The following is an 18556-nucleotide window of genomic DNA, read 5'->3' on the forward strand; positions in this document are numbered from 1 at the left end:
TTCTTTACCCTAAAATCGGAAGGAGGAACGCAATGCCAAACAAAACCGAAGAATATCTTGCCCTTGCCCAGCGCACGGTCAACGGCCTGACCCGCTACTGGGAAAGCTGGACGGACTACCTGACCACCGCATCCCGGCTGTACAAGTACCCGTTTGCAGACCAGCTGATGATCTACGCCCAGCGCCCGGATGCCACCGCCTGCGCCGACTACGATGTTTGGAACAACCGAATGAACCGCTATGTGCGCCGGGGTGCCAAGGGCATTGCCCTGCTGGACGAATCCAGCGGATTCCCCCGTCTGCACTACGTTTTCGATGTGTCGGACACCGGGGTGCGCCGCAATTCCCGTGACCCGGAGGTGTGGCAGTACAACGATGACCTGAAACAGCCTGTTTCGGAGATGTTGAGCAAGACCTACGGCATCAGCGGAGATCGTGTCAGCCAGCAGCTTGCGGATGTTGCCGGAAAATTGGTGGCGGATTACTGGGACAACAACGGCGGGGACATTCGTGCCATCGTTGACGGTTCGCTCTTGATGGATTATGATGAAGCCGGGGTGGAGATGCAGTTCAAGTCCGCTGCCGCCATCAGCGTCACCTATACGCTGCTGGAACGCTGCGGCTTTGAGCCTGCCGGGTGGTTCGACAAGGACGACCTCCGAGCCATCCACGAGTTTTCCACCCCAGACAGTGTTTACGCCCTCGGCGCAGCCGTCAGCGACATGAGCCGGGAGGCCTTACGCCAAATTGAGCGCACCGTAAAAACAACCATTCGCCGCCGCAATGCAGAAAGGAGCCAGCATGAATATGAGCAGCAATCTGAGTTACACGCAGACCGGGGATTATCTTCTCCCGAACCTGACCCTGTATCAGCCGAAGACCCCGCTGGGCAAGTACGGCAGGATGCGCCTGAGCTTTCTGAGGCAGCAGCACCCGGCACTGTACAACACGATGCTCCTGAACGGGAGCCTGTACCCGCACCTGATGGAGGTGGAGCAGACGGCAGAGAGCCGGATGCAGCAGACCATGGAGCAGCTTCTGAAACAGAACCCGGCCCCGGACAAAGAGAGCCGGCAGATGGCGTGGGTGCAGCACATGAACAGCCTGAAAGCGCAGGCAGAGGAACTGGTGCTGACGGAGCTGATCTACAGCTAAGTTTTCTGGATGCCGTCCTTCCCACCGAAGCCCAGCAAATTGAAGCAATCGACCGAGCGGAGAGCGAAAAAACGCCCTCCGCTTTTGTTTTGTCGCAGGCGGAAATTGAGAACGAACTGCGTAAGCATGGTTCTGGGTTTGCAGGTGGCAAGCAGCGCATTATGGCACTGTACCAGACCCAGCCTGACCGAAAACTCCGTGCCAAAGCGTTGGCAAAGGAGTACGGCATTGGCGGGCACTCCCACGATTTTCTGGACGGTAGCCGGGGTTTTGTGAATCACGACTGGAAGGGACTGGAATTTGACCATTACCCCGACCACCAGAAAATCACCCTGAAATGGGCGCAGGTGGAAAAGTATATCGACCTGATGATCCAGTCCGACCGCTACCTGACAGATGATGAAAAGGAGCAGCGAGCGGCCATACAAGAGGCTGAGCGGCTGCTCCCGATGCTGGATGGTACCACTGTCGAAGAATACCGGGCATTGAAAGAGCAGTACCCGGACACGCTGGTTGGATTTGAGCTGAATGGAAACTATCTGTTCTATGACAAAGATGCCATTGCCGTGGAGCGGATTCTGCACAACCGGTTACTGTCACAGGAGAATGCGCTCGGCAAGGTCAAAGTGACCGGTTTTCCCCGCGGACTGTGGGCAACGGAATCCAAAAAGCTCTGGGCAGAGGGCAATAATATTTACCTCGCCGGGTTGAATGAGGATGGCACCCACCACGAAACAAAGCACCTGCGGGCAGAAGATTATCTCCCCATCGGCAGCATCATCGAGATGGATGGCCGGGATTTTCGCGTGGAACACGTTAATTTCATGTTCAAGTCTGTCGGTTTGCAGGATATGGATTCCGCCAAGAATGGATACCCGATTTTCCGTAACGAGCATCTGCCGCACATCCGGGAACTGTACGAGGAACAGCCGGACAGCGACCGGGAAAACTTCATCAAGTATATGGTCGGAGATGAAGTTATAGTAGACCTGCCCACCAGAACGATTGAGGGAACCATCGGCTATGTTGGTGACACCGATGTGCGCATCGACACCAGTGCGCACGGTCATTCTTGGGATAATGAGGTCATCAACCGGCAGCAGTTCGAGGAGGGACTGCGACAGGAGGAGCCGGACGAGCCTGAACTGACCGATGAGGAACTGGACGAACTGCCCATCTCAACGGTAATTGACGGCGAGGTACAGACTTTCCCGAATGCCGCAGCCTTGGATGAAGCCCTTAACACTGCGTCTGTCCCTGAGCCTGCCGGAAATTTCCGAATCACGGATGAGCATTTGGGCGAAGGCGGCGCAAAGCAGAAGTACACCCGGAACATCGAGGCCATCAAAACGCTGTTCCGTCTGGAAGAAGAACACCGTGGTGCTTCTGCCGAGGAGCAGGAAGTTCTGGCGCAGTATGTCGGCTGGGGTGGTCTGGCGGATGCCTTTGACCCGAACAAATCCAACTGGTCGGAGGAATATGCCGAACTGAAAGGGTTGCTTTCGGAGGACGAGTACGCCGCCGCCCGCAGTTCGGTTTTGAACGCCCACTACACTAGCCCCACCGTTATCCATGCCATTTATAATGCAGTGGAACAGATGGGCTTTAAGGCGGGCAACATCCTTGAGCCGTCTATGGGTGTGGGCAACTTTTTCGGAATGCTGCTGGACACCATGCAGGCCAGCCGTTTGTACGGTGTGGAACTGGACAGCATCACCGGGCGCATTGCGCAAAAGCTGTACCCGCAGGCAGATATTACGGTAGCCGGATTTGAAACCACCGACCGCCGGGATTTCTATGACCTTGCGGTAGGCAATGTGCCTTTTGGCCAGTATAAGGTCAACGATAAAGCGTACAACAAGCTGGGATTTTCCATCCACAACTACTTTTTCGCCAAGGCCATCGACCAAGTGCGGCCGGGCGGTGTGGTGGCGTTCGTCACCAGCCGCTACACCATGGACAGCAAGGACAGCACTGCCCGCAAACACATGGCAGAACGCGCCGATTTGCTGGGGGCCATTCGATTGCCCAACAATGCGTTCAAGGCTAATGCAGGCACGGATGTTGTCAGCGACATCATCTTCCTGCAAAAGCGTGACCGCCCTATCGACCATGAGCCGGACTGGGTGCAGCTCGGCAAGACCGAGGACGGCTTTGCCATCAACCAGTATTTCGTAGACCACCCGGAAATGGTGCTGGGGCAGCTTACCACCGAAAGCACCCAGTACGGACGAGAGGAACTGACCGTTGCGCCCATTGAGGGTGCAATGCTGGCCGACCAGCTTGCCGAAGCGGTACAGCATATTGAGGGACAGTACACGGAAGTCGAGGTGGAAACACCAGATATTGCAGATGCCGAGGCAGAACGCAAGACGCTTCCAGCAGATCCGGATGTAAAAAACTTTTCCTATGCCGTGGTGGACGGCGAGGTTTTCTATCGTGAAAACTCCATTATGACACAGGTGGAACTGTCCGATAATGCCAAGGCTCGTGTCACCGGTATGGTGGAACTGCGGCAGATCGTCAACCAGCTGATTCAGGAGCAGTTGGACGATTACCCGGATTCTGCCGTGCAGGAAACGCAGGTGCGCTTGAACGATGCCTACGATGCGTTTTCCAAGAAATACGGTCTGCTGAACGACCGCCGCAATGCACGGCTGTTTGAGCAGGATTCTTCCTATTATCTGCTCTGTTCTCTGGAAAATCTGGACGAGCAGGGACAGTTGAAATCCAAGGCGGATATGTTCACCAAAAGGACGATTCGCCCGGAGCGCACTGTCACCAGCGTGGATACCCCCAGCGAAGCACTCGCGGTGTCGATGGGCGAACACGGCAGAGTGGACTTGCCGTATATGGCAGAACTGCTCGGCACTCCCGGCGAGTATGAGCGCATCACCACTGAACTTTCTGGTGTGATCTTCAAAGACCCCAGTGCAGACCCCACTGACCCGGAAGCAGGCTGGCAGATGGCAGACGAGTATCTTTCCGGCGATGTCCGTGCGAAACTCCGCTTTGCCCGCCTTGCCGCCGAAACGAACCCGGAATTTGCAGTCAATGTTGACGCGCTCACTAAAGCGCAGCCCAAGGAACTGGAAGCATCCGAAATTGATGTGCGGCTGGGCGCAACGTGGCTCGCACCTGAAATCATCCAGAAATTTATGCAGGAGACCTTTCAGGTTCCGTACTATCTGCGCCATGATGTGAATGTGCGGTTCTCTCCGTATACGGCAGAATGGCGTGTGCAGGGAAAATCCGCATTGGGTCACGGCGATATCATGTCCACGGAAACCTACGGAACGCACCGTGCCAATGCCTACAAGATTCTGGAAGATACGCTTAACCTCAAGGATGTCCGCATCTATGACACCATTGAGGATGCCGAGGGTAAACCAAAACGTGTGCTGAACAAAAATGAGACTACCCTCGCCCAGCAGAAACAGCAAGCCATCAAGGATGCTTTTGCGAACTGGATCTGGCAAGACCCGCAGCGGCGTGTATCGCTGGTAAGGCAGTATAACGAATTATTCAACTCTACACGCCCCCGCGAATACGATGGTTCTCACATTCATTTTGTCGGCATGAACCCGGAAATCACCTTGCGGGAACATCAGCGCAACGCCATTGCTCATGTGCTTTATGGCGGTAATACGTTGCTTGCACACGAAGTAGGCGCGGGCAAGACTTTTGAAATGGCGGCATCCGCAATGGAAGCCAAGCGGCTGGGACTATGCCAAAAATCGCTCTTTGTGGTGCCCAACCATCTGACGGAGCAGTGGGCATCGGAGTTCCTGCATCTGTACCCCAATGCAAAACTGTTTGTGGCACGGAAAAAAGACTTTGAAACGGCGAACCGCAAAAAGTTCTGCGCCCGCATCGCTACCGGCGATTACGATGCTGTTATCATCGGTCACAGTCAGTTTGAGCGCATCCCGCTTTCCTTCGAGCGGCAGGAGCGCATTATTCAGGATCAGATCGCCGAAACCCTTTTGGCTATCAACGAACTGAAAGCCAATGCAGGCGAGAATTTCACCATCAAGCAGATGGAAAAGACCCGCAAAACTCTGGAAGCAAAGCTGGACAAGCTGCGCGCCGACAGCCGCAAAGATGACGTTATCACCTTTGAACAGTTGGGCGTTGACCGCTTGTTTGTGGACGAATCGCACAGTTTTAAGAATTTGTTCCTCACGACCAAAATGCGCAATGTCGCAGGATTATCCACCAGCGAAGCACAGAAGTCCAGTGATATGTTCGGCAAGTGCCGCTATCTGGATGAGATTACAGGCGGGCGCGGAGTTGTTTTTGCGACCGGCACCCCGGTCAGCAATTCCATGACCGAACTGTACACGGTCATGCGCTACTTGCAGTACAGCACTCTCCAACAGAAAAAGCTGACCCACTTTGACTGTTGGGCATCGACCTTTGGAGAGACCACCACCGCCATCGAGCTTGCGCCCGAAGGAACCGGCTACCGTGCGCGCACCCGGTTTGCGAAGTTCTTTAATTTACCCGAACTGATGTCGATGTTCAAAGAGGTTGCCGACATCAAGACCAGCGACCAGTTGCATCTGCCTGTGCCGGATGCAAAGTTTGAAACCGTGGTTGTAAAACCGTCCGAGACCCAGAAAGCAATGGTGCAGGAACTGAGCAAACGCGCCGCCGAGATCCACTCCGGCAACGTGGATGCGTCCGTGGACAATATGCTGTGCGTCACCAACGATGGCAGAAAAATAGGTCTGGATGTGCGCCTGATGAACCCTTTGCTCCCGGACGACCCCAACAGTAAACTCAACATCTGTGTGCAGAACGTCCTGAAAATTTGGGAGGAAGGCAAAGACCAGAAGTTGACGCAGCTTGTGTTCTGCGACCTCTCGACACCAAAAAACGATGGCAATTTCAACGTCTACGATGATATTCGCAAGAAGCTGGTTGCCGCCGACGTGCCGGAAAACGAGGTGGAGTTCATCCACAACGCCGATACCGAAGCAAAAAAGGCTGCGCTGTTCTCCAAAGTGCGCTCTGGTGATGTGCGCATTCTGCTGGGCAGTACCGCAAAAATGGGTGCGGGCACCAATGTTCAACAGCGTCTTGTGGCAGTGCATCATCTGGATGTCGGCTGGAAGCCCAGCGACATGACCCAGCGCAACGGTCGCATTATTCGTCAGGGCAACATGAATAAGGAAGTCAAGGTGTTCAATTATGTCACGGAGGGTACGTTCGATTCGTACCTCTATCAGACTTTGGAGAATAAGCAACGGTTTATCTCGCAAATTATGACCTCCAAATCCCCGGTGCGTTCCTGCGACGATGTGGACGAGCAGGCATTGTCTTATGCCGAGATCAAGGCGTTGTGTGCTGGCAATCCTCTTATCAAGGAGAAGATGGATTTGGATGTTCAGGTTGCAAAGCTGAAAGTGCTGAAAGCCGATCACCAGAGCCAGAAGTTCCGCTTGGAGGATAAGCTGCTGACGAAGTTCCCGGCTGAGATTCAGGAACAGACTGCAAAAATCGCAGCCCTGAAATCGGATGCTGAAATCGCTGCGGCGCATCCGCAGGACAAGGAAACCTTCTGCGGCATGGTCATTAAAGGCATAACCTATGACGAGAAAAAGACCGCTGGCGAACGGCTGATTCTCGCCTGCATGGAACTTCCGAACACCGAGGAGCAGCTGGTGGGCAGCTATCGAGGCTTTGAACTTTCGTTGCGGTTTGATACCTTCCACAAGGAGCATCAGGCGTTGCTGAAAGGAACTCTGAAATACCCGGTATCGCTCGGCTCCGACCCGTATGGCAACATTGTCCGTCTGGACAACGCCCTGAACGCTTTTGCCGACCGCATTACCGCAGCAGAGAACGAACTGGACACCCTGCAACAGCAGCAGGCGGCGGCGCAGATCGAAGTGGAAAAGCCTTTCCCGCAGGAGGACGAACTGGCGCAGAAGTCCGCACGGCTTGCCGAGCTGAATGCTCAGTTGGATGTGGATGAAAAGCACCATGAACCGGAGCAGGACGAGGAAGAACAGGAGGATGCACCTCGTCGCTCTGTGCTGGCCGCTCTGGAAGAAAAGGCAGAAAAAGCGGAACCCGTCAAGCCTTTCAAATCCTATCCCGACAAGGACGGTGATGCCCGGTGAGAGAAAAACGGGATGAGGTCATTATCCTGCGCCTGACAAAAACGGAGAAGCACCGCATCTATGAAAAAATGCGGGGCATGGGCATCCGCAGCCTGAGTGCCTATATCCGCAAGATGACTCTGGATGGTTACTGTCTGCATCTGGACTTGAAAGAACTGCGCCGCATGGCGTATCTACTCCAGATGTGCAGCAACAACCTCAACCAGTATGCCAAATGTGCCAACGAAAGCGGTCAGGTCTACGCCGCCGATCTGGAGGACTTGCGCACCCGGCTGGATGAGTTAATCTCCATTGGCAAGCAGATTCTTTCCCGGTTGGCTGACCTCTGACCCAGCCCCACGGCTTCGGCTGTGGGGTACATACTATCTGGCATCGTTGACAGTGCGCAGAATCTTCTATATACTGAACACAGAAAGGCGGTGTCAATCATGAGGTTCGTGGTAAAAGTTCTTCTGCTCCCTCTGGTGCTGGTGAGTGCATTTCTGGCTTTGATGCTGCGGTGGACGCTGAATCTGTCCGCTTTCATCCTTGCGCTGCCGATGATGTATATTTTCGGCTGTGGGCTTTATACGCTGTACTGCCGGGAGTGGACGCAATTCTTGATCCTGTTGGCAGCAGAGTTCGGTTGTTTCCTGCTCATCACTGCTGGAACGCTCATTGTGGAAGCCGTGGAATGGTTCAGCGGCTGGATTGCAGAACTGTGACGGGCAAAGTTTCTGCATATCGCCCGTATTCCCGCATCGATTTTATAAGTTTTGCGATTTGAAACCGCAAAACTTATTTATTTCTTTCGATTTTGCGGTAAACAATATATCATCATGCCGCCATTGTGCGGCATTTTCTTTTTGCCGGGAGGTGGTAGAACTGGCAGCAACCCGATTGATTGCACTGCACAAAAACAAGGGAAAATCCGTTGCGGCCTGCCTGAAAAGCCGCACGGATTACGCACAAAACCCGAATAAGACGCAGCAGGGCGAACTGGTCAGCAGTTACGAATGCAGTCCCTTGACGGTCGATGAAGAATTTATGCTCTCCAAACGCCAATATGAACTGATGACCGGGCGCAGGCAGAAAAGTGATGTGATCGCCTACCAGATTCGGCAATCGTTCAAACCCGGAGAGATCACCGCCGAAGAAGCCAACAAGGTCGGTTATGAGCTTGCCATGCGGTTTACAAAAGGCAAGTATGCCTTTATCGTTGCGACCCATACCGACCGAGAACACATTCATAATCACATCATTTACAACTCTACTGCGCTGGACAGCACCCGGAAATTCCGGGATTTTTTGCTGTCCGGGCTTGCGGTACAGCGGCTGAGCGATTTGATTTGTCTGGAACATCAGTTGTCCGTTATTGAAATCAAGCCGTACCGGGAGCGGCAGAAGCGCACCCTTTATCCACCCAGAGAAAGTAATCGGGATAAGCTGTGTGCCGTAATCGACAACATCCTGTTGAACGAGAAGCCTGCGGACTTTGAAGTCTTTCTTCAAAAGCTGGAACAGCAGAGCTACGAGGTCAAACGAGAAAAGCACACTTCCGTCAAAGGCACCCGGCAGAAACGCTTTATTCGTTTTCGGACACTGGGTACAGGGTATAGCGAAGATGAAATCAAGGCGGTCATCGCCGGAGAAGCAGAACACCGTCCACATCAGAAGCAGCCGCCGAAAGAGCAGCCGTTCCACCTGTTAGTGGACATTCAAGCAAAACTCTCTGAGGGCAAGGGCGAAGGCTATGCACGTTGGGCGAAACGCTACAATCTGAAAGAAATGTCCAAGACACTGATCTTCTTGCAGGAAAACAAAATTGGCAGCATCGAGGAAATGCAAGAGAGAGTGAATGCGGTAGCTGCTCGATATCATGCGTTAGGCGATTCCATCAAGGCCGCAGAGCATCGCATGGCAGAGATTGCTGTCCTGCGGGCACACATCGTCAACTATGCCAAAACCCGACCCGTGTACGATGCTTACCGCAAAACTGGATACAGCAAAAGGTTTCTGGAAGAACATCGGGAGCAGATCACACTGCACCGGGCGGCAAAAGCCGCTTTTGATGAATCTGGACTGAAAAAGCTGCCAAAGGTAAAGGAACTGAACACGGAATACTCCACGCTGTTTTCTCAGAAGAAAGCCGCTTATCCAGCCTACCGCAAGGCACGGGACGAGATGCAGGAACTGATGAAAGCACAGAAGAATGTAGAGATGTTTTTCGCCGAAGAAAAGGCTACCGAGGAAAAAGTGCAGACCCGATAAACAGAGGCCACCGAGGATTGCTCCTACTTTTGGGGAGAGTCCTCGGTGGCCTTTTTCGTTATAGAAGCATTTGGTACAAATGCGCAGCCTGCATCCAGCGGATGCAGTACACAAAGGGTTTGGGACTACCCCAACAAGCATTTTGCAACGCAAAAATGGCGTTTGTATATACGAACGCCCTGCTTGCACACGCTACGCACCCTTTTAGAGTGCTTCCTTTATACACAGACCGTATCGTGTCAACACGCACTGCCACAAAGGTGGTGCTAAAGATTTGTGGCAGTAGCACATTGATTTTATATATGGAAAAGTGTACAATAACAATTGATTAACAGAACACATCTGACGAAATAAATTATAAATTCACAAGCAAACATTACTTTTCATGGGCAGAATGGTATGTGTCTGATCGGATTGCCGCAGATTTCAGGTATAGTGCTGCTCGTTTACGGAATGTTGGATTGGATAACACAATGAGCAGAGATACCGCACTTTCCAATTTAATAGCTCTGGCACAGAGGCAAGGATATGTTTTGACCGATGACATCCTTGATGAGGGTGACGATCTTTCGCTAATGGACATCGACTGGCTTTCCTCGGCGTTGGTGTCAAAGGGTGTCTTGGTATATGATGAGGCTCCCGCTATAAAAGACACGGTCAGCACAAGCGCAGCAGAAACTTATGATTACGCTCAAAGCGATTATGAAGAAACATACAAGAAAGCAATCGCTTTATCCCCGGAATCTCAAGGCATTATTGACTCAATAAAATCCATACTTCCGCCGCAACGAGGAGAATTTGACACACTAAAATATCAGGTCGTAGATGGAAATTCGTATGCGCGCCAACGTGTTATTGAAATGCACCTTCGTTTTGCTGTGCGCGTTGCAGTGTCGTTTGTCGAAAGATATGGCATACAATTCGAGGACGCGTTTTCTCTCGCCTGCATTGGGCTAGTGACTGCGGTTGATAAATATGATCCAGATACAGACGGCTCCATCGGTTCGTTCATCTCATACTACATGATGCAGGTCATCAATCGTGAGATGCCCTTGCCATGTAAGGAAGTGTACTATCCCGTCCACGTTAAAGAGCGGTGGACACCTGTCTATTTGCAGTTGAAAAAAGATGGTTGTGTCGGGTGCAATGATCTCCCGTGCTGCAAATACGAAAAGGAAAAAATAAAGGAAACATTTCCAGACATATCGTTTCCAGATATTCAGGAGATGATTCGGATGTCTATGAGCGAAATTTCTCTTTCAGAATTAGCTGAGAACGAGGAAGAACCAACTACAACCTCTGCCCTAGAGCAAATTTCCGCTGATTTGAAGCAGCATGAGCAGACTAAAGCCTTAAATAAAGCGTTGGAAACGCTAACACCACGCGAAAAGGATGTTATGATTTTACGGTATGGTCTACTTGATGATAACCCTTTTACTCTCGAAGAAGTAGGTCAGAAGTATTCAGTTACCCGTGAGAGAATCCGGCAAATCGAAGCGAAAGCTCTGCGCAAACTCAACACAAAAAAGACTCTTAGGATACTTGAAGAAAACCTGTAATCTTTTGCGGATTTAAAATGAAAGTGAGAATTTAGATGTGGTGCAAGAACTGCAACATCGAAACGAATGACCCAATCTGCCCGATCTGCGGTAGCAAGACGGTTGAAGATATTCCTGTTGAGGTGTACTGGTGCCCAGAATGTAAAGTGCCAGTTATCAATACAACCACGCAAGCGGATAAGGGACTTTGCCCGCTTTGCGGTCACAAGACGAAGTATTTGTCTGCCGATCTGCGTCCTGTATTCCCGGAGGAACGTCTGTTGCTGGAGCTTTTGCTGGGAAAAAAGCCCTATGAGTATATGCAGAAGTCTGTCTGGGCAGCGAACAGCAGCTATTATATTGATGGTAAGCGCGTGGCACTTCCCGCAAAGTTCTTTGAAAAAGCAGACACAGACGAGCTTTCAAAGCAGTTGGAAGAATATAAAGGCGAAAACAGCTACGAATACTTCAATGTTTACGCAGAACGGTTCTGTGAAGCAAACAGAAACCGCTTGAATTATCTTGTTGATGAAGCATCTGAGTTCGTGCGAAATGCTGCTTCCAAATTTGATGAGGAACGGCTGGTCGTGTCCTTTTCTGGAGGAAAGGATTCCACCGTCACGGCAGATTTGGCAATCAACGCACTGGGGACATCCAGTATTGTTCATATTTTCGGCAACACGACGTTGGAATTTCCTACGACTGGCGAATATGCTGAACGCTATCGCCATAATCATCCTCATGCCATTTTTATGGTGGCAAAAAATGAGGAGCAAAACTTTATAGATGTCTGCGAGGACATTGGGCCACCCGCCCGGATGATGCGCTGGTGCTGCTCAATGTTCAAAACAGGGCCTATTACGCGGACACTAAACAGTCTGTTCCGTAATGAGCAGATTTTGACTTTTTATGGTATCCGCAAAGCAGAATCTGTCAGCCGCAGCAAGTATAATCGTATCGAGGATGATGCGGAGTCTGTTAAAATCCAAAAACAGACGGTTGCATCTCCCATCTTCTTCTGGAAAGATATTGATATTTGGCTGTACATTTTGAGCAAAAAGATAGATTTCAATTACGCATACCGCTTGGGCTATGACCGTGTGGGATGCTGGTGCTGCCCGAACAACAATCAACGCGCACAGTTCTTGTCCAGAATCTATATGCCGGAGAAATCAAAGGCATGGCGAGAATTTTTGGTTCGCTTTGCAAAGAAAATTGGAAAGCCGGATGCCGAGGAATACGTTGACTCTGGCAAGTGGAAGGCGCGTCAGGGCGGCAACGGTCTGGCAACTGCCGGTGATGTGAAGATTAAATTCACGAATTGCACAGCAGAGGATCATGCGAAGATTTATCGACTTGTTCGCCCCTATGATGACGAACTGATTGGGATGTTCGTTCCTTTCGGTCGGGTGGCACCTGAACTCGGTCAGAAACTTCTGAATGAAACTATCGTTCTGGATGTGCGAACGAATGTCCCCATCCTTTCGATTCAACCCTTTACGCATGATGGATATGAGTATGCGGTAAAAGTGCGTACAATGAATGTTGCAGACCACGATGACCTGCAACGGATGGTTGGTTATCAGATTCGCAAGTTTAATGCTTGCCGAAAATGCCTGAAATGCGAATCGCTTTGCAGAGCCGGAGCGATTTCAATCATCGGAGATTACTATTACATCAATCCTGCCAAATGCGTTCATTGCAAAATGTGCGTAACCCCTAAATACCTAGATGGCGGATGTATGATGAACAAATATTTGAAAACAAAATGATAAGGCGGGAATTTTAGCCATGAAATTTAGAGCACATGATACCTTTTTCATCCGAAAAGGATGGTTGAGCAAAGGAATGAAAGCTGTCCAGACGAAACCAGATGTCTTTGTTGCAAAAGATGAGAATCCGATGGATGTTCTTGGCATCGGCTCTAACATGGTAAAGGCTCTCCGCTACTGGCTTGTAGCAACAAATCTTACGGAAGAAGCGATTCAAAACAAAAAAAGAATTCAGAAGTTCACGGATTTCGGAACACAGGTTTACAAGAACGACCGTTACATGGAAGAATACGGTACGCTGTATCTTTTGCACTATATGCTTTCCAAAAATCAAGAGGACGCAACTGCATGGTATTTCTTCTTCAACGAATTCAATATGTCTGAATTTACAAAGGAGGATTTCGTTTCTGCTTTGCAGAATTATGTGTCCATGAATGGCGAATCTGTTGCCATTCGCTCTATGTCAGATGATTTTGCCTGCATCCTCAACACCTATCTTCCGCGCTATAAGACAAGCCCGACACGAGTTAATCCTGAAAACAATATCGACTGTCCGCTGGGTGAACTTGGACTTGTGGATATTTTGGATAAAAGCAAGAAAACCTATCGGAAGTCTATTTCAATGCCAGAAACCCTCCATCCGTGGGTCTTGATGGCCGTTATGTGCGATCAAGCAGAGGGACGAACTGAAATTGGTCTGAATGAGCTGCTTACCGCAAAAAGCAACATTGGTAAAACATTCAATCTGGATGCGATTACTATGTTGGATGCACTTCATCGGGTCGAAAAAATGAGATTGGTCAAGATCATTCGCACCGCAGGTCTTGATGTTATCCGTCTTGAGCAGTGTTACTCTTTTACAGAATGTGTAGATAAATACTACGAGTGCATTTCCAAAATTGATTAAGGGGAAAGTTTAATGAGTGAAATGATTTCGGTAGCGGAAGGTTTTCAGTATTCCGTAAATATTGCCTATGACCTTCACGCAGACGATAAATTAAAAAGCTATATTCCTACACAGTCTGCACTCCAGCTGATGGAGGATATTTTACAGAGTACTCTGCCAACATCTACAGATCGGTCGCGCGTTCTGATTGGCGCGTATGGCAAGGGAAAATCTCATATTGTTTTGACGATTCTCGCCCTTCTGATGAAGCGAGATCTGCGCCTCTTTGAAAAGCTGATGCCGGCAGTCCAGAAGCGTGACAAGCTGAATCGACTCATCCAGAACTATTATGAGAGCAACAACAAGCTGCTGCCCGTTATCATTACTGGCAGCAACACAAGCCTCACGCAGGCTTTTCTTTTGGCACTTCAGCAGACATTAAAGGAAAATGATCTGCTGGACATCATGCCGGAAACGAATTATAAGGCGGCTATTTCTGTTATTGAACGCTGGAAAAAAGATTTTCCTGATACCTATCAGCAGTTCAAGGATAAAATTTCTGATACCTTGCCTTCGTTTATCTCTCGCTTGGAAGATTATGACATCAAAGCGTATGAGGCGTTTGAACGCATTTATCCTAGCTTGACAGCAGGCAGCACATTTAATCCTTTTGTTGGATTTGATGTTGTACAACTGTATGAGAGCGTGGTTCAGGCACTGAAGCCTCTCGGTTATACGGGTGTATATGTCATATATGATGAGTTCAGCAAGTACCTTGAAGCCAATATCTCGGAGGCATCTGTCAGCGACACAAAGATGCTTCAGGATTTCGCAGAAAAGTGTAATCGTAGTGGCACAAGTCAGATGCACCTTATGCTGATTTCCCACAAGGAAATTGCCAATTATATTGACCGACTGCCAAAGCAAAAAGTCGATGGCTGGCGCGGTGTTTCTGAGCGGTTCACTCATGTTCATCTAAACAACAACTTTACGCAGACATACGAAATTATCGCAACGGTCATTCAGAAAAAAGCTGATTTATGGAATCAGTTCAAAGAGAACCATCAGAAAGAGTTCGCTGAATTAGCAAAACGATATGCAACGCATCGAATTTTTGCAGATATGCAGGCTGAAGATATTGAACGTACAGTTCAAGCCTGCTATCCGCTTCATCCGGTGTCTACGTTTGTTCTGCCGAGATTGTCTGAGCGTGTAGCCCAGAATGAGCGTACCCTCTTTACCTTTTTGTCCTCGAATGGGTCGGCAACGCTGCCTTCGTTCTTAAAGCAGTACGATGATACTTCGTTTGAAGTAGTTACGCCGGATCAGATTTATGATTACTTTGAGCCACTGTTCAAGAAGGAAATCGCAAACGGAACCCTGCATGATATTTACTTTCTGACCAGCGTTATCCTGAATCAACTCGACGATGGCTCGCTAGAGGAAAAAATTGTAAAGACCCTATCCCTGATTTATATGCTGGAGCAGTTTGAAAAGCTCACTCCGACAAAAAATGAATTGATTGGAATTTACTCCATCCAGTATCCTGTTCCTGAAATCGAGCGGGCATTAAATAATTTGATCGATGACGAGTATGTCATCTACCTCAAGCGCAGCAATGACTACCTCCAGCTGAAGGAAAGCTCTGGGGTGGATATTGAAGCCAAAATCAAGGATACGATCGCATCTCAGCAAAGCAGCACTGTTGTCAAAAAGGTTCTGAATGCATCGAACTTTGACAGCTGCATTTATCCGCTTCGCTACAACGATGAAAAAGAAGTCACCCGATACTTTGACTTTACATTCATTGATGAATCGGAGATCACGGAAGATGTCAACTGGCAGGCAAAGCAGCTGAATACTGAAGCAGATGGCATCGTATATGCGGTCATCCCCCACAGCAGGGAAGCAATCGGTCGAATCGCAGACATTATCAAGCAAACCAGCAGATACTGCTCGAATTGTGTATTTATTGTTCCTCGCAAATTTGTTCCGATTGACTTTACTGTTCGGGAATACAAAGCAGTGGAAACGCTGAAGGAACTGGCGGCATCTGACAAGGTTCTTTTTGATGAATATGAGGTGATTTACGAAGATCTCCGTGAAATCATCAACCACTATATCAGCGATTATACTCACCCAGAGAAAAGAGCAGCCACCTATATCTACAAGGGCGAGGAAAAGCAGATCGTCCGTAAGGCTGCATTGACCGATTTGCTGTCTACGATTTGCGGCAGTCTTTACTTCAATACCCCTGTTATCATCAATGAGGCAGTAAACAAGAATCATCTGACCGCGAATTCTCTGAATAGCCGCAGTAAAATTGTCATCGGTCTGCTGCGCTCGGAATTAGAGCCTAATCTCGGCTTGGCTGGTTCCGGTCAGGAAGTGTCGATTCTTCGGAGTACGCTGATCCGAACTGGTGTGTTAGAAACCGAGAATGGCGTACCCAGAATCAACCTGCACCCTAAAGATTATCTCATGTCGAAGCTGATGGGTGAGATCGAAGGCTTCGTACAGGAAGCACGAACTCAAAAAATGAGTTTTTCAGACCTGTATGAACGGTTGACTACCGCTAAGTGCTATATCGGATTGAGAAAGGGACTTGTCCCCATTTATGTCGCGGCGGTATTCCACGAATACAAGAAAGAAATTATAATCTATGATCGCTTCTCGCAGGTTCCTCTGAACAACGATACCCTGCTCCAGATTGAAGCGGCTCCGCAGGATTTCACATTGCAGTGTCTGGATTGGAATGGCGAAAAAGACAAGTATGTCGAAGCACTGGCAAATGTGTTCAAGGATTATGTTATCGAAGCGGAAAAAACGGCAGCGGGTTATGGATATGTCGTATCTGCGATGCACAGATGGTATATGGAACTGCCCAAATATGCAAAGGAGTCCAAGCATTCGCCAGATGGACAGCAAATCGATAAGGTAAAGCGTCAATTCCTCCGTATGCTGAAGCAGAACATCGGTACACACACGCTCTTGTTTGAACGGCTCCCCATTCTCATCACGGGACAAGCCGACTGCAATGTAGAAATCGCAGATGCCGTTGCTGAAATCAAGTTCTTCTACGATCAGATTCTTGGGCAGTTGGAGTCCACATTCTGCAAAGAGGTGAAGAAACTCTTTGGCTCTGAACAGGATGATGCGATGATGGAGAAGAAATCTCTGCCGAGTGTGGTTTCCGAATGGGCAGGACAGCTTGATTCGACGATTCGCAATCAGCTTTTTGCAGATGGAACGGACAGAATGCTCCAGCTTTTCTTTGCAGATGAAAGTTTAAGCGAACACGCCCTTACACTGAGATTGGCAAAACTGGCAACAGACCTGAATCTAAGCGATTGGGATGCAGATACGCAGGCGGAAGCACTGGAAAATGTCAAACGCTATAAGGCAACGGCTGAAGGGTTCCATGCCGAAGCCGAAACGGATGCAGCGGAGGCAGTTAATGGCTACCAGCTGACCTATGAGGATGAAACTGGACGTGCTGTGACAAAGCGTTTTGATAAGGTTGAAACCAGCAGCCGCGGAAAGCTGCTTTATAATATGATTGAGACAGCAATCACTGGTATGGGACAGGCTGTTTCTGAACAGGAAAAGCGTCAGATTCTCATGGATGTTCTGAGAGAACTGTGCTAATCCCTAAAGGAGAGAATAAGTATGGCTTACTTTGATAACGCTGCAACAACATACCCAAAGCCAGATAGGGTCTACTCTTTCATGGATGAGTTCTATCGCAAGTGTGGCGGCAATGTTGGGCGCGGTGATTATGGCATTGCTAAATCTGCTGGTGCGCTCGTTGCGGACACAAGAATGCGCCTTCAGGAACTTTTGCACTGTCCGGCAAAGCAGGTCGTATTTACTCCGACAGCAACGATTGCGCTAAATATTATCCTTCAGGGACTGTGCAGGATGGGAAAGAAGAATTTCTATATCAGCCCTTTTGAACATAATGCTGTAACAAGGACACTGCATTATTTTGAAAACACAGGCGAAATCAATGTGACACAACTCGCTGTGACATCCGATTTTCGATATGATCTCGAAAAAATACGGTATCAGTTTGATGATTGCAAGCCGGATGTTGTTGTTGTCAGTCATGCCAGCAATGTGATTGGCTTGATTGCGCCTGTTGCTGAAATCTTTGAATTGGCTAAAAAGTACGGCAGCTACACTGTCCTCGATATGTCACAGACCGCTGGACTGGTAGATTGCGATGTTGGCCGAACTACATTCGATTTTGCAGTGTTTGCTGGGCACAAAACACTGTATGGCCCGACCGGAATCTCTGGATTCGTGATGAAGCCAGAAATTCAGCTGCCGGCAGTGCTATTTGGCGGAACAGGATATGACTCTGCCAATCAGGATATGCCAGACAGCTTGCCCGAAAGATATGAGATGGGCACATCCAACATTGCCGGTATTGCAGGGCTGAACGCAGCGTTGCAGTGGAGTCAAGAAATCGGATTGCAGATAATATTCGAGCATGAACAACAAAATCGTAAAAAGCTGCTGGATATTCTATCACAGTACGATTTTATTACTGTCGTTGGCAATTCTCCTGAGCAGCAGTATGTGGGCATCGTTTCCTGCCTGTTTGAAGGAATCAGCAGTGACATTGCAGGCAACCTTTTAAGCAAACAGGGGGTATCTGTGCGGACAGGTCTGCACTGTGCGCCGCTTGCGCATAAGTTCTTGGGCACCTACCCGGCTGGCACGATTCGGTTCAGCGTAGGGTATTTTACAAGCGAAGATGATTACAAAGCCTTAGTCGAGGCTCTCGATTATATCGAACAAGCCATCTGAAGGAGATCA

The 18556-nt window shown here is 49.4% G+C and carries 9 protein-coding genes; all 9 read left to right on the top strand.

Annotated elements, in window-relative coordinates:
* Positions 1–32: 32 nt before the first annotated feature.
* On the top strand, positions 33–7286 hold the full coding sequence (locus C7J97_RS12225) for a DEAD/DEAH box helicase family protein (RefSeq protein ID WP_113993121.1): 7254 nt from the start codon (positions 33–35) through the stop codon (positions 7284–7286).
* Entirely contained in the window at positions 7283–7615 is a 333-nt protein-coding gene (locus C7J97_RS12230) for a plasmid mobilization protein (RefSeq protein WP_113993122.1), read from the top strand. Before C7J97_RS12225 ends, C7J97_RS12230 begins: the two co-directional genes overlap by 4 nt.
* Before the next feature lie 99 nt (positions 7616–7714).
* On the top strand, positions 7715–7990 hold the full coding sequence (locus tag C7J97_RS12235) for a hypothetical protein (RefSeq protein ID WP_113993123.1): 276 nt from the start codon (positions 7715–7717) through the stop codon (positions 7988–7990).
* Between the two features lie 160 nt (positions 7991–8150).
* Positions 8151–9536: a relaxase/mobilization nuclease domain-containing protein gene (locus C7J97_RS12240; RefSeq protein ID WP_113993148.1), complete on the top strand. Its 1386-nt coding sequence runs from the start codon at positions 8151–8153 to the stop codon at positions 9534–9536.
* A 401-nt stretch (positions 9537–9937) separates the two neighbouring features.
* Entirely contained in the window at positions 9938–11095 is a 1158-nt protein-coding gene (locus C7J97_RS12245) for a sigma-70 family RNA polymerase sigma factor (protein ID WP_207657572.1), read from the top strand.
* Between the two features lie 35 nt (positions 11096–11130).
* A complete protein-coding gene (locus C7J97_RS12250) occupies positions 11131–12846 on the top strand; it encodes a phosphoadenosine phosphosulfate reductase domain-containing protein (protein ID WP_113993125.1) in 1716 nt (571 codons plus the stop codon).
* A gap of 19 nt (positions 12847–12865) precedes the next feature.
* On the top strand, positions 12866–13753 hold the full coding sequence (locus tag C7J97_RS12255) for a DUF4007 family protein (protein ID WP_113993126.1): 888 nt from the start codon (positions 12866–12868) through the stop codon (positions 13751–13753).
* Between the two features lie 12 nt (positions 13754–13765).
* A complete protein-coding gene (locus C7J97_RS12260; protein WP_113993127.1) occupies positions 13766–17380 on the top strand; it encodes a restriction endonuclease subunit S in 3615 nt (1204 codons plus the stop codon).
* Positions 17381–17401: 21 nt separating this feature from the next.
* Positions 17402–18547: an aminotransferase class V-fold PLP-dependent enzyme gene (locus tag C7J97_RS12265; RefSeq protein WP_113993128.1), complete on the top strand. Its 1146-nt coding sequence runs from the start codon at positions 17402–17404 to the stop codon at positions 18545–18547.
* Positions 18548–18556 lie beyond the last annotated feature (9 nt).

This window comes from Faecalibacterium prausnitzii (assembly GCF_003324185.1).
Taxonomy (GTDB): Bacteria; Bacillota; Clostridia; order Oscillospirales; family Ruminococcaceae; genus Faecalibacterium; species Faecalibacterium prausnitzii.